The sequence below is a fragment of the Nitrospirota bacterium genome (assembly GCA_016212215.1).
Classification (GTDB): Bacteria; Nitrospirota; 9FT-COMBO-42-15; order HDB-SIOI813; family HDB-SIOI813; genus JACRGV01.
This window is the reverse complement of sequence record JACRGV010000001.1, coordinates 1-13484: the sequence shown is the minus strand read 5'-3', so window position 1 is coordinate 13484 and position 13484 is coordinate 1. Positions and strand designations below refer to the sequence as shown.

General features: G+C 41.1%; 13 protein-coding genes. 5 read left to right on the top strand and 8 right to left on the bottom strand.

The features are described from left to right. Nucleotides 1-188: 188 nt before the first annotated feature. From HZA08_00065 to HZA08_00045, 5 genes are read left to right on the top strand one after another with little or no spacing between them, the layout of a single operon-like run. A complete protein-coding gene (locus HZA08_00065; protein MBI5191820.1) occupies nucleotides 189-1406 on the top strand; it encodes a glycosyltransferase family 9 protein in 1218 nt (405 codons plus the stop codon). A gap of 3 nt (nucleotides 1407-1409) precedes the next feature. Continuing rightward, the gene (locus HZA08_00060) at nucleotides 1410-2159 is read left to right on the top strand and encodes a class I SAM-dependent methyltransferase (GenBank protein ID MBI5191819.1); all 750 of its coding nucleotides are present in this window, start codon (nucleotides 1410-1412) and stop codon (nucleotides 2157-2159) included. Further along, nucleotides 2150-2293 (top strand): hypothetical protein, encoded by a 144-nt coding sequence (locus tag HZA08_00055; GenBank protein ID MBI5191818.1) that lies wholly within the window; start codon nucleotides 2150-2152, stop codon nucleotides 2291-2293. The genes HZA08_00060 and HZA08_00055 overlap by 10 nt, the downstream gene beginning before the upstream one ends. An 18-nt stretch (nucleotides 2294-2311) precedes the next feature. Next, nucleotides 2312-3463 carry a glycosyltransferase family 4 protein gene (locus HZA08_00050; GenBank protein ID MBI5191817.1) on the top strand — a complete coding sequence of 384 codons (1152 nt, stop codon included), beginning with the start codon at nucleotides 2312-2314 and terminating at the stop codon, nucleotides 3461-3463. Continuing rightward, complete coding sequence (locus HZA08_00045) at nucleotides 3463-4677, top strand: glycosyltransferase (protein ID MBI5191816.1); 1215 nt, start codon at nucleotides 3463-3465, stop codon at nucleotides 4675-4677. The genes HZA08_00050 and HZA08_00045 overlap by 1 nt, the downstream gene beginning before the upstream one ends. Here HZA08_00045 and HZA08_00040 read toward each other — a convergent pair. From HZA08_00040 to HZA08_00005, 8 genes are all read right to left on the bottom strand, one after another. After that, nucleotides 4655-5803 carry a glycosyltransferase family 4 protein gene (locus tag HZA08_00040; protein ID MBI5191815.1) on the bottom strand — a complete coding sequence of 383 codons (1149 nt, stop codon included), beginning with the start codon at nucleotides 5801-5803 and terminating at the stop codon, nucleotides 4655-4657. The genes HZA08_00045 and HZA08_00040 overlap by 23 nt on opposite strands. Before the next feature lie 147 nt (nucleotides 5804-5950). Beyond that, nucleotides 5951-6613, bottom strand: coding sequence for a hypothetical protein (locus HZA08_00035; GenBank protein MBI5191814.1), 663 nt, complete (start codon nucleotides 6611-6613; stop codon nucleotides 5951-5953). A gap of 211 nt (nucleotides 6614-6824) precedes the next feature. Then, nucleotides 6825-7523 carry a class I SAM-dependent methyltransferase gene (locus HZA08_00030; protein MBI5191813.1) on the bottom strand — a complete coding sequence of 233 codons (699 nt, stop codon included), beginning with the start codon at nucleotides 7521-7523 and terminating at the stop codon, nucleotides 6825-6827. 166 nt (nucleotides 7524-7689) lie between these two features. Continuing rightward, a complete protein-coding gene (locus HZA08_00025; protein MBI5191812.1) occupies nucleotides 7690-8268 on the bottom strand; it encodes a Uma2 family endonuclease in 579 nt (192 codons plus the stop codon). Between the two features lie 164 nt (nucleotides 8269-8432). Beyond that, the gene (locus tag HZA08_00020; protein ID MBI5191811.1) at nucleotides 8433-9011 is read right to left on the bottom strand and encodes a Uma2 family endonuclease; all 579 of its coding nucleotides are present in this window, start codon (nucleotides 9009-9011) and stop codon (nucleotides 8433-8435) included. A gap of 196 nt (nucleotides 9012-9207) precedes the next feature. After that, on the bottom strand, nucleotides 9208-9933 hold the full coding sequence (locus HZA08_00015) for a hypothetical protein (GenBank protein ID MBI5191810.1): 726 nt from the start codon (nucleotides 9931-9933) through the stop codon (nucleotides 9208-9210). Between the two features lie 194 nt (nucleotides 9934-10127). Continuing rightward, nucleotides 10128-10715: a phospholipase gene (locus HZA08_00010; GenBank protein ID MBI5191809.1), complete on the bottom strand. Its 588-nt coding sequence runs from the start codon at nucleotides 10713-10715 to the stop codon at nucleotides 10128-10130. Beyond that, entirely contained in the window at nucleotides 10699-12984 is a 2286-nt protein-coding gene (locus HZA08_00005; GenBank protein MBI5191808.1) for an RNA-binding transcriptional accessory protein, read from the bottom strand. The genes HZA08_00010 and HZA08_00005 overlap by 17 nt, the downstream gene beginning before the upstream one ends. Nucleotides 12985-13484: the final 500 nt, after the last annotated feature.

Here is a 13484-nt window from a genome sequence, read left to right as displayed (position 1 = left end):
TATAAAAATCATTCCTGAAACAGTTTCATCGCACCACTTAATTATTAAAACCAACGAAACTACAAAGGGTATTAAATACCTGCTTCCCTTTTCAAAGATAATTACATGGGATTGATATAATGGACTGTGAACGGTTACAAATGTTTAGATTTAATTCTACACTACAGGCTTGAAACCTTTACACAAATATGCGGTTATTATACAATGTGGTCAATCTATATAGTTTCCTTGAAAAAACAAAAGATTTAATGCTTACATTACTTCTCATTAGTTTATATAATTTACTATACCGTCTAAAAAATGATTATGATGTCAGAACGAATAATCCTATTGTACAAAAACTGCTTGCTTCACCACGGACAATAGTAATTACGCGGTTTCAACATTTGGGAGATACCGCTGTTATCCTTCCTGTAATTAAAGCATTGAGAAATGCCTACCCATCAGCCCTGATATACATATTAGTAAGACAAAATACAGGGGCAGAATTACTAAAAGGGTGCCCATGGCACAACGGCCTGATAATACTAAAAGGCAATACCTTTCGGGACAAGTTAACAGTGTTCAGAACCCTAAGAAAAATAGGTATTGATCTTTTCATTATCTCTACACAGGAATACGGCAAACTTCCATGGGCATTACTAACAAATGCACGTTGTATTATCGCATACAAAAAGGTCTTACTCGGCAGTGAAGAAAAAAAAGAAAAACTTCCATGGCTTATCAGTATACCTGTAAAATTTAATCCTGAATTGCATGAAACAGAAAGGAATCTGGAACTGTTGCGGGCCATTGGAATTAACATAACAAATAGTGAAATCAATGTAGACTGGATTAATAAATCGGATAAGGACTATGTTATCCGGTTACTATCAGAAAATGGAATAAGTAAGGACAGCAGCTTTGCAATAGCTGCCCCTTTTTCAAAAAGGCCGGCAAAGATGTGGCCTCCTGAAAGATTCCAACAAGTAATTCAATACTTAGTAAAAGAATATTCTCTAAAAGTAATAATCATTGGAGGAAAAGAAGATAAATCAATTATCAATTATTTAATTAATAGCCTTCATAATGATGTAATTGATTTAACCGGTAAGACAACAATACTTCAACTTGTATTCCTTATTAAAATGAGTAAACTAATGATTGCTGTTGACTCAGGTCCGGCCCACCTTGCAGTCGCAGGGAAGACTCCTGTGGTTGTTCTATTTGGTCCCGGGGAGGTTGAGAAATGGAACCCCGGATGGAACAATAGCCCGAATAAATACATATACAACAAACTTCCCTGCGCCCCATGCCGCGAGTACGACTGTGAGAAGCATAACAGGATGTGCATGAATAGTATTACGGTTAATAATGTTGTTAATAATATAGAAACCATGCTGAATTACAAAAGGAGTATCAATTAGGCGATGGAAAAGGAATTTTTAAAATATGAAAAATATGGCGCATATCACTGGGATAGAGTCTCCGGTTCATTTAAGCATCATGATGCAGGATTATTAGGTAAATACTTAAAAACCCTCGAATTAACCGACAATATTAACCCCAAGATACTCCTTGATATTGGATGCGGAGACGGCTGTCTGACTGCAATGTTTGCAGAGAAATTTCCGAACTCGCAAATAATAGGTTTGGATTACTCTGAGGCTGCCTTAAAGCTGGCGATTAAAAAGACTGAGAATCTAAAGAATATTCATTTTATTAAAGGCTCATGTTATGATTTAGGATTTAAAAATAAAGTTGATACAATCTCGTGTGTAGAGGTAATAGAACACCTTGACCGGCCTAAATCTTTTTTAATGAATTGTCATAACTTGCTTGTCAATAATGGGTATCTGATTTGTACAACCCCGGTCAGTAACCCGCAAATCGCTAAAGACCCGTATCATACTATTGAATATTCCCAGGAAGAGTTCAAACAGCTTTTGACTGAATCCGGTTTTACCATTCTTAAACATCAATTCAGTCATCCGCTCCCTTTGTTAAAACGCTATAAGAAAGTTTTGTCTCCTATGGGAATAGGGCATATACGGCTGTTCAGATATTTATATAATTTTAACTCCATAGTCCTGAAGAAAAATCCATTCCTCAGGTCATCGCATGCTAATCATTCAGATTTTTGCAAACAATATGTCCTTGCGAGAAAACAATGCAGTTAAACATAGAACTTATAGAGAACTCATATAAACCATGGTTCACAAAGGGAAACGAAAATCAGCGGGACAAGAATGTCCCGCCTATCCTCATAGATATGGATAGGCGGGGTTTTCTTACCCCGCAGGAAGGATTTTAGGATGAAGGGTCATACACAATGAAGATCGCCTTACTGAATGATTCATTCCTTCTTGATGAGACCATTGAGATAAATGGTACACAGGTCCAGTTATATAATCTTGCAAGGGCATTTCTTGATAGACATATAGAAGTCGCATACATACTGCCTTCAAAAGTTGATAGACCGATTGAGGAAATTATTGAGGGTATCAGGATCTTCAGAGTACCTTGTTCTAATGACGGGTTTTCATGGATAGCAGAGCTGGGCAGGTTTAATGCGGCTCTCTGTAGTATTAATCCTGATATTGTTTATCAGAGAGGGCGGTCTTATCTCACATACATTGCTGCGAATTGGGCAAAGAAAAATAATAAGGCATTTATATGGGCAAGCAATGGCGATGATTCATGCGGATTCTGGAAAGAATTGTCCGGCATTAAAAAAAAATCCTTTCCCTTATGGCTCAGATTTATCTTATATCCTTTGAAAGGTTATAAAGATATTCTTATTCATAAAGGTATTAGAATGGCTAATCGTGTTATTAATCAAACTGAACATCAAAAAGATCAACTGACAAGAAATTATGGCAAGGAAGGCATAGTTTTTCCTTCGTATTATAATATCAGCGGGGCATCTGCTATGCCTAAAAAAGAAAAGATATGTTTATGGACAGCAAATTTGATCCCAAGAAAACAACCGCAGATTTTTCTTCGATTGGCAGAATACTGCAAGACCTTAAAAGACTGGCAATTCGTAATTGTCGGAGGAGCCAGAAATAAACAATATCAGGAACAGATCATGAAAGAGGCATCTCATATACCCAATGTAACAGTTATGGGCCGGGTTACATTTAAACAGACAGAATCTTTTTTTGCAAAGGCATCTTTGTTCGTAAATACAAGTTTTCTTGAAGGGGTACCTAATGCAATGATACAGGCATGGCTTAACAACACTCCGGTACTTTCCCTGAGTGTTGACCCGAATAACTGGATAAACAGGTTCAACCTCGGTTTTTTTGCTGATGGTAATCTTGAAACTTTTTTATCTCATGGTTTAAAAATGCTGAAGGACCACACGGCCTTGCTGGAGCAGGGCGTTGACTGCCGTAATTTTGCTGTAAAAACATTTGCATCTGATAAAATAATTGACGGATATATCGAACAGTTTAATAAACTAACAGGACACATCTGATGCCGGTCAAAATCCTTATTCTGGATAATGCTATATTATGGGGTGGAGGCACAAACAGCATGTTAGAACTCCTCAAGAGGATTGATAAGGGGAAATACCATATAACAGCATTATTTTATAATAATTATAAAAATGGTTCATCATCTGACATTAAGACCGAGATAGAAAAACTGAAGATTGATGCCATTTTTTTTAAAAAGACAAAAATAACAGCATACCTAAAATTACTTCATAAGACAGGAAAGGCTGCCTTATTTTTTAATAAAAAGTTAAAGGCACGTTTTAACTTTTTCATGAACTACAATTTTTGCATTAAACCTGATGCTCAACGAATTGCAGATAAATTAAAAAAAATAAATATCAAATTACTGTACCTGAACAATTATCCATCCGCTAACCTTGAAGGCATATTAGCTGCAGAAATAGCAGGTATACCGGTAATACAACACAGCCGTATAAAATCGGATATAAATGCGTTTGAAGCCGGCGTAGTAAATAATATCGTCTCCAGAATAATATGTGTCTCATCCGGTGTAATGGAAGATGTAATAAACCAAGGAATATCCCGTGATAAGTGCGTTGTAGTGCATAATGGGATAGCCTCTGATTTTCATCCGTCACGAAGTAAGAATGACCTTAAAAAAGAACTGATGATAAAAAACAATACAATAATCATTGGAACTGTCTGCTCATTAATAAAGAGAAAAAGGGTCAGCGACCTATTATACGCTTTAAATGAGATTGATAAAACTTCAAAAACTATTGTTGATTACAAGTGCATACTTGTAGGAGACGGGGCTGAAAGAAAGAATCTTGAGAAATTGGTTCATAAGTTGAATCTCAAAGACAGGGTTATATTCACAGGATTTAATCCGGATGCGATTTCATACACCAATATAATGGACATCTTTGTCCTAACCTCAGAAAGAGAGGGTCTTCCGCGGGCAATACTTGAAGCCATGCTTATGGCAAAACCTGTTGTTGCTTATGATGTAATAGGACCATCAGAGCTTGTATTAAATGAACAAACAGGATACTTAGTGCCCTTTAAAAATATTAAAATTTTATCGAATACTATTCAAAGGCTTCTTGTCTCAAAGCCGCTTAGAGATCAGCTTGGTGAGAATGGAAAAAGAAGGGTCATTGAACAATTCTCTATAGAGAACTATGTTGCCGGTGTCGGTAAAGTAATTAAAGAGGTTCTTGGATATTGACGCTCTTGAAAACATTTACATACTCCTGAATAGTTCGTTCAAATGTAAACTTTTCAGCTTTTTTCCTTGCCTCGATACCCATATCAAATTCTCTCATTCGTTTAAATCCTAGTAATATTTTCTCAGCAATCTCTGCAGGATTTGTCGGATCTTTTATAACATATCCATCCATGCCTGATGTTATAATCTCCGACCCGCCGCTCAAGGAACTGGTTATAACAGGCAAACCGCTTGCCAAAGCCTCAAGATGAACATTTCCGAAAGGTTCATATAAGGTAGGGAAAACTAAGATGTCTGCTGCCCCGTAGTATTTTTCTACATTACCGATAGGTCCAAGGAAAGTTATAGAGTCTTCAACCCCAAGTTTCCTTGCTAATTTTTTATACATATCGGTATTACCCCGCCCGATAACCCAAAGGCGAAAAGAATGTTTTTTCAATAATGCAGATGATTCGATTAGATACCTTAACCCTTTTCTTTCAAATCCGGTACCGACATAAAGAAGAACGAACTGTTTTTTTTCTACTCCTAATTCCTGCCGTAATGATTCCCTGCCTGTTCGATACCTCGGATGAAACTTTTCTAAGTCTACCCCGTTGTAGATAACATGAATCATATCTTCAGGGACATTGTAAAGCTCCATAATTTCTTTTTTACTTTGGAAAGATAATGCAATAACCTTCTTAAATCTTCTTTTTTCAAAGATTAGCCTGTCTATGAATAAGACTGACCAATGAAGCGGATTAATAAGGATAGATAACTTTCTCCAAAAGTGTAATTGTTTTATTCTTATTGACAGCCATCCTTTATGACAGCCGTCTGCTGCCCTATACACATCCTGAAAAAAGATCCGTTCATTGCTGAAAATAATATCAAAATGCTCCTTACGAATCATAAACCATATTGTCAGTGCAAAACTCCATATCTTCAGGATAGAAAGACCGCCTATCATAGGTACTTTATGAAAGATTACTCCGGTTGAATCGGATTGTGGGGACCGGGGCCATTTGTTTGCAAATATATGTACCTCGTGCCCTTGTTTGATAAGGTGATTTGCTAAGAAATTGAGATAACGCTCAGCCCCGCCGAACGGGTTATATTTTTTCCTTACGATAGCAATCTTCATGTGAAAATAACCCCATCCCCTCCCTCACCCTCCCCTTGAAGGGGAGGGAATAAATAACCTAAGCACCCTCTCCCTCAGGGAGAGGGCCAGGGTGAGGGTGGGGTAGCTATGTTATCTTACTTCTAACTTCTTACCTCTAACTTCTGCTCACTGCTTTACTTCAGACTTCCTTTTCTTAAGCTTCACGTCATGCTCCCTTATCCTGTCTGTTTTTCTAACTACATCACTTATCAAGGACATCTGATGCCTTACATCTTCCTTTGAACCAAAGTAATTTATAAGAAACCTCAGCCTGTCTGTTTTGCTGATAATGTTTACCGGAGCGGAATAATTCAATGCCGCAAGGTCTTTTATAATCCACCTTTTTCTGAACCATCGCCTGCGGTCTACACGCTGGAGGTCAAGAACCCTCCATTGCCTCTTGCCATCTTCAGGTTTAATAAAAATATGACAACAGTAAAAATCCCTGTGATTAAACCCTGCACCGTGCATTGTACGAGCTATTTCAGCAACCTCTTTAATCAATGCCCTTTTGTTAATAATCTTCTCTTTGGACAGCGGCGGTATAATTTGCGTTTTAAGATACATCTCAAGGGATTGGAACCCCTTCAACTCCTCTGTTATCAGAAAGGATTCCTGATGGAACAAAGAGACATCCTCACCTGCTGCTACAGCAGTTAGTGTAGGGATACCGTGTTCATGAAATGCCTGAATCACGTCCCATTCCTTTCTGCCCCACGATATTGAAAAGCCTGATAAAAATGACCTTAATGCATCCGAAGGGCTGACCGCACCTTTATGGGATTTCATGAAGAAAAAAGAAATCCCCCCCCTTTGTTCAAGGGGGGGCTGGGGGGGGTAATTCCCTGATTTAAGTTCAATCCTTCGGATAGTCCTTGATGGAAGGCGTTTGAGTACCGTACCTCCTTCAAACAACATAAAATCCTTAAAGATTCTAAGTCCATTTTGCTCTAATATTTTTTTAAAAGGTTCTGCTATATACAGCCACATGATTTGATCTTCATTGGATTTTCCGGGCAAGGATGACCCATTTATCAGAAAAGATGGGATAGGTAGGAAATATTTTTATAAGTTTGAGGCCTGCCTCATTGAAATCTTTGGATATATCTTCAACGGATACACGGTTATATTGCTTTGTTGATAAACCAAGTTTTCCTTTTAGATGTTTTAGCCTGTACTTCATTGTGTATTTATGACGATAGTCAACTATAACCCACCGGCGGCTGATCCTGGCCATTTCCCTCAATGCCCTTCTGCGGACATCCGTCGGGAGATGGAATAAGAACCTAATGCTGAATATGCTGTCAAATGACCCGTCAGCAAAAGGGAGTTTCTCAGCATCACATCTGACAAAGCCGTTTGAGAGTGAGCTATCACGCACCTTTCCCTGTGCAACCTGCATCATCTCATGAGATATATCCGACCCGGTTAGCTTTATATTCTTTGAAAGCAGAAAAGGCATTATCCGGCCGGTACCGCATGGGATATCAATAGCACTGTGTATGGCATTACCCATTGAAGCGGCAAGGTCTATTGCCTTGCTGATAGCGAGGAGCTTCCTCTTATTACTCCATCGCCTGCTTGCACTGGACCATCTGAATGCATCATAATCCTTCGCCACCTTATCCGCCTGATAATGTGCCTTCTTCCTGTCATATTCTCCGGGTTCTGCTGTAATTGGTACGTGTTGTGTTTTCATAATATATTAACCCCATCCCCACCCTAACCCTCCCCCATTCAGTGTCGGGGAGGGAATCTATGCACCCTCTCCCTCAGGGAGAGGGTCCGGGTGAGGGTGGGGTTCCTTGTTTTTTTCTTGCTTCTAACTTCTTGCTTCTGCCTTTAATCTGCTTACTGCTCACTGCTTACTGTTCACTTTCTTCTGCAGGCGGCGAAACTTCAAACACCTCCCAAAGCGGTACTTCCATCTTTTCCAGAGAAGCGAGGCGGAGCACCTCTGTACTGCCGAGTATGAACGGCCCCTTAAATCTTCCTGATATAAGACAGTTCTTCTCAACAACCATCCCCTCTGGGTCAACAACAATATATTCTCTTACCTTAAACTTCTCATATAGCGCCTTTTTATCCCTTTTATCTCTTAGTGAAGTTGAAGGGGATAAGACCTCTATAATCAAATCCGGGGGACCATATATCCTGTCTTTTATCTTCTTCTCATCACATACAACCATGACATCCGGTTGAACAAAATTATAATCATCAAAGTATACGTCAAGAGGAGCCATAAAAACCTTGCATGGATTACCTTTTAACTTTTCTTTTATTATAAAATAAAAGTTGCCTGCGATAGATTGATGCCTTGGTGTTGGTGATGGTGACATATCATACGCCTTACCATCAATAACCTCCCACCTCTCATCATCAGGCCATGTAAGATAGTCCTGCCATGTGTATACCTTTTCTGATTTTTTCTTTAAAAGACTCATACGAATAACCCCATCCCCACCCTAACCCTCCCCCATTCAGTGTCGGGGAGGGAATCTATGCACCCTCTCCCTCAGGGAGAGGGTCCGGGTGAGGGTGGGATTCCTTGTTTTTTTCTTGCTTCTAACTTCTTGCTTCTGCCTTTAATCTGCTTACTGCTCACTGCTTACTGTTCACTTTCTTCTGCAGGCGGCGAAACTTCAAAAACCTCCCAAAGCGGTACCTCAATCTTATCAAGAGATGCAAGTCGCAGCACCTCTTGACTGCCAAGTATGAATGGCCCCTTATATTTTCCTGAGATAAGGCAATTCTTCTCAACAACCATCCCCTCAGGTTCAACTACAATATACTCCCTTACCTTAAATTTCTCGTATAGTGCCTTCTTATCTCTTTTATCTTTTAGGGAAGTTGAAGGTGATAAGACCTCTATAATCAGATCAGGGGCACCATATATCCTGTCTTTTATCTTTTTCTCATCACACACAACCATGACATCTGGTTGAACAAAATTATAATCATCGAGATATACGTCAAGAGGGGCAATAAAGACCTTGCATTTACCACCAGTAAGTTTTGATTTAAGAATAGTTGCAAAGTTCAACACAAACCTTTGATGGCTGGATGAAGGTGATGGCGACATATCATACGCCTTCCCGTCAATCACCTCCCACCTCTCATCATCAGGCCATGTAAGGTAGTCCTGCCATGTGTATATCTTTTCTGATTTTTTCTTTAAAAGACTCATGCGAATAACCCCATCCCCACCCTAACCCTCCCCCATTCAGTGTCGGGGAGGGAATAAATAACCTAAGCACCCTCTCCCTCAGGGAGAGGGCAAGGGTGAGGGTGGGGTTACTTGTTTTATCTTGCTTCTAACTTCTCTATTCTTGCTTCTGCCTTTAATCTGCTTACTGCTTACTGTTCACTGCTTACTGTCTTTCCTAAAACCCTACATTAACCCTTGCACTATACATATTCACATCAGAGAAGTCTGCCTGAACGACTAAATTAACAAGGAGAAGTTTTACCTTTGCACCTAGAAAAATCTTGGTAGCGCTGGTGCTTACATCCTTAAAACTCACTGCACTGGAGTTTTCACTGGTATTAATCCATACCTGTCCCACACCTGCATAAGGTGTAATAAATAAGAATCCTTTACTGATTGATGCATCAAGTCCATAAGTTGATGCATCAAGTTCTTTCACACCGGACAATGCTGTATAACTTCCCCTTATTGCAACAGCAGGTGATACTATTGTCCCTCTTAACACAGCCCATTTCAGCTCACCGCCGTAGAGAGAGATATTTGAGTTCGGTACAGTAGCATATTCTAATCCAACATCTATCCCAAGCGGCAGTCCCTTTTGCACATGCAGTTTAGGCAGAATCAGATAGTCAGGCGGATTATTAATTACACCCTTCCAGTTAGAAGAATCTATCTTTGCTGCTGTAACCTCAACACCTGCATCGAAACCAAGTATACCAAGCGGTTCCGCAGGTGAAAGCGGGGCATAACTAATTAATAGTCCCAGCTCTTTACTCATATCTTTAAACTTAGGCTCGAGCAAAGTAGATTGAAGGTCAATCTTACTTCCTGCATAACCAACCGACATTGTCATTACAACAAATAACACAGCAATTATTGAAGATAATGTAATCTTTCTCATCAATCCCTCCTTATATTAGTTGAGTGGTTGAAACGTCCCTAAACTACCCTAATTTCCTTATAGATGTCAAGGTGTTTCTGTCAAAAATGCGGGACAGGAATGTCCCGCCTATCCATTACTCACTGTTTTTCTTGCTTCTTGCCTCTGCCTTCTTACTTCTAACTTCTTGCCTCTTGCTTCTTGCCTCTTGCTTCTTACTTCTTGCTTCTTGCTATGATCCCCTCTATATACCTTCCCGTCTCCCCCGCCACCTCTTCTGACTCAATCATCAGAGAGAGTTCATTATTGTACTGAAGGGCACTCGATGTAAGGTTGTGACTGCCTATGAACGTAAACCTTCCGTCAATCACAACAGCCTTTACGTGGGTGCGTTTTGATGGTGAGTCAAAAAAGACCTTAACACCGCCTCTGTCCAATTCCCTTGCAGTCTGCTCATTACCAGCATTAAGTGATGAACCCATCTCATCCTCAAGTTCTAACAACACCCTCACATCAACACCCCTTTGAGAAGCCTTTATCAGGGCTACTTTAATCCTGTCTGCATAATTTGAACTTTTACCCGAAGTTTTAAACACATACATGCTGACAATGATTTCATGTTTTGAATTATTAATATGATTCAACAGCACATCAAAGTAATTTCTATCTTCAAGTACTGTAGTCCCTTTAAAAGAAGGTGGAGATGTCTCATGCCGCCGGGATTTAGCAGACGCATCTGAAAATGCAATGAACCCGATTAGGAAAAATATTAATAATATTTGTGCTTTAAAATTTCTTTCCAAACCTTGCCTTCAAAGCCTCAAGCTGATTTGTCATACTCTTAGGGCTTTCTGTCTTTTGGGTTATCTCTTTTCTGTCAGTCTTTCGAGGCTCCGTGCCGGACTGTGGAAGCAGTGCCTTCCTTGAAAGGGCAATTCGCTTTAACGGCACATCAACTGTAATGACCTTAACCTTAACAATCTCTCCAACCCTCACTGCGTCTTTCGGATCTTTGATGAATTTGTTGGAAAGCTCTGATATGTGGATAAGGCCGTCCTGATGGACTCCAATGTCAACGAATGCACCAAAATTGGTTACGTTAGTCACCGTCCCTTCCAGTACCATCCCCTCCTGCAAATCAGTTATCTCCTTAACATCATCCCTGAATGTTACCGTAGTAAACTTCTCACGCGGGTCCCTTCCGGGTTTTAACAGCTCTTCCCGGATATCGTTTAAAGTATATTCCCCGGCCTTATCATCCGTAAACTGTTTTATATCAAGAGACTGAACAACCTTAACATTTTCCAGCAGCTCAGCAACCTTTAAGCCAAGTGTTGATGCCATCTTTTCCACAACAGGATACGATTCAGGATGCACTGCTGTCCCGTCAAGCGGATTATCACTCCCCTTTACCCTGAGAAATCCGGCTGACTGCTGAAATGTCTTCTCACCAAAACCTGAGACATTCATAAGTGATTGCCTTGAACGGAATGAACCGTTTTCTTCGCGGTACTTGACCACCCTCTTCGCAACTGATTCATTTATCCCTGCCACATACCTGAGAAGTGCATACGAGGCTGTATTCAGATCCACGCCAACTTTATTTACAGAGGACTCTACAGTGCTGTCAAGCCCTTGCTTCAGTTTTTTCTGGTCAACGTCATGCTGATACTGTCCGACACCAATCGCCTTAGGATCTATCTTTACCAGTTCTGCAAGGGGGTCCTGCAGTCTTCTTGCAATTGAAATGGCGCCCCTGACTGTTAGGTCAAGGTCAGGGAACTCATCCCTTGCTATGTCAGAGGCTGAATATACAGATGCCCCTGCCTCACTGACCACAGCACAGAATATCCCTTCAAACTTTTGCTCTTTTAACATATCCCTGACAAAGCCCTCAGTCTCTCTGGAGCCTGTCCCATTGCCGATAGCAATCCCTCTGATGCGGTACTTCTGAATCAGTGCTGTCAAGGTCTTTGCAGCCCCTGCGATATCATTCCTCGGCTCAGTCGGATAAATAGTAGTGTTCTCAAGCATTTTACCTGTCTCATCTATAACAGCCACTTTACAGCCTGTCCTCATTCCCGGGTCAACACCAATCACTGTTATTGCACCGGCCGGAGGCGCCAGAAGAAGGTTCTTCAGGTTCTCCTCAAATACCCTGATCGCCTCCTCATCTGACCGCTTTTTTAAGACAACACGCACCTCCGTCTGTATAGCAGGGTTCAGCAGTCTTGTATAACTGTCTATAATAGATCTCTCAAGGTATGGTGCAAAGACAGAACCGGCGTCTTTTATAATACGGTCTTTCAGATATGCAAGACCCTTTTCTTCTTCAATATCTATGGAAAATGTGAGAACACCATCTTCCCACCCGCGTCTGATTGCAAGCATCCTGTGGGAAGGAATAATCGCTGCAGGTTCACGGAAATCATAATACATCTCAAACTTCGTCTTCTCCGTCTCCTTCCCCTTAACAACACGCGAGACAACAACACCATCCCTCATCATAGTCTCCCTCAACACCTTCCTGAAATCGGCATTCTCAGAGACCCATTCAGCTATAATGTGCAAAGCACCATCAACCGCATCACCTGCTGAAGCAACGCCTTTCTCTTCACTGACAAATTCAACAGCAAGAGCTTCTATGGACTTGTCCGCCTGCACCTGCTCAAACATATACTTAGCCAATGGCTCCAATCCCTTATCAATGGCAATAGTAGCCTTAGTCCTTCGCTTAGGTTTGTAGGGAAGATACAGGTCTTCCAGCTCGTTCTTTTCAAAGCACCCGTCAATCCTGACTTTAAGTTCAGGGCTTAATTTACCCAACTCCTCTATCGTCTTCAGTATCACAACTTTACGTTCCAGTAACTCACTGTAATATCCCCTCTTTTCCTCAATCCCCCTTATCTGCACCTCATCCAGATTCCCTGTAACTTCCTTCCTGTATCTGGCGATGAATGGAACCGTCCCGCCATCTTTCAGCAATATCAGCGTCTCAGCTATCTGCCTCTCTGAAACACTAATCTCTTCAGCTATCTTTTTCAGTATGACTTTATTCTCATGAAACTCCATTCAATCTCCTTTATCTGAAAAACCTTCCGGCGGGGTTAGAAAACCCCGCCTATCCATTTATATAAGGATAGGCGGGACATTCTTGTCCCGCTTTTTTCATCATTCGTAAACAACCCCATCCCCACCCTAACCCTCCCCTTGAAGGGGAGGGAATAAACGTTAGCCTCCCTCTCCCATGGCGGGAGAGGGTCCGGGTGAGGGGGCCTCATTTTCATCATCCTTTGTGAGCCGAAGGCTCATGTGGGTTCATCCGAAAATCCCTTCCGGCGGGGTAAGAAAACCCCGCCTATCCATTTCTACGAGGATAGGCGGGACTTTCTTGTCCCGCTGATTTTCATGCCCCTTTGTGAGCGCCCCGCTCATGACGGTTCATCCGAAAATAAACCCCATCCCCACCCTAACCCTCCCCTTGAAGGGGAGGGAATAAACGTTAGCCTCCCTCTCCCCTGGCGGGAGAGGGTCCGGGTGAGGGGGCCTCATTTTCATCATCCTTTGTGAGC

Excerpts from the sequence above, each read along its gene's own strand:
- HZA08_00015 (MBI5191810.1), bottom strand. The coding sequence starts at position 9,933 with ATGAGAAAGATTACATTATCTTCAATAATTGCTGTGTTATTTGTTGTA.
- HZA08_00035 (MBI5191814.1), bottom strand. The coding sequence starts at position 6,613 with ATGAAATCCCATAAAGGTGCGGTCAGCCCTTCGGATGCATTAAGGTCA.
- HZA08_00055 (MBI5191818.1), top strand. The coding sequence starts at position 2,150 with ATGCAGTTAAACATAGAACTTATAGAGAACTCATATAAACCATGGTTC.
- HZA08_00025 (MBI5191812.1), bottom strand. The coding sequence starts at position 8,268 with ATGAGTCTTTTAAAGAAAAAATCAGAAAAGGTATACACATGGCAGGAC.
- HZA08_00040 (MBI5191815.1), bottom strand. The coding sequence starts at position 5,803 with ATGAAGATTGCTATCGTAAGGAAAAAATATAACCCGTTCGGCGGGGCT.
- HZA08_00020 (MBI5191811.1), bottom strand. The coding sequence starts at position 9,011 with ATGAGTCTTTTAAAGAAAAAATCAGAAAAGATATACACATGGCAGGAC.
- HZA08_00005 (MBI5191808.1), bottom strand. The coding sequence starts at position 12,984 with ATGGAGTTTCATGAGAATAAAGTCATACTGAAAAAGATAGCTGAAGAG.
- HZA08_00060 (MBI5191819.1), top strand. The coding sequence starts at position 1,410 with ATGGAAAAGGAATTTTTAAAATATGAAAAATATGGCGCATATCACTGG.
- HZA08_00030 (MBI5191813.1), bottom strand. The coding sequence starts at position 7,523 with ATGAAAACACAACACGTACCAATTACAGCAGAACCCGGAGAATATGAC.
- HZA08_00065 (MBI5191820.1), top strand. The coding sequence starts at position 189 with ATGCGGTTATTATACAATGTGGTCAATCTATATAGTTTCCTTGAAAAA.
- HZA08_00050 (MBI5191817.1), top strand. The coding sequence starts at position 2,312 with ATGAAGATCGCCTTACTGAATGATTCATTCCTTCTTGATGAGACCATT.
- HZA08_00045 (MBI5191816.1), top strand. The coding sequence starts at position 3,463 with ATGCCGGTCAAAATCCTTATTCTGGATAATGCTATATTATGGGGTGGA.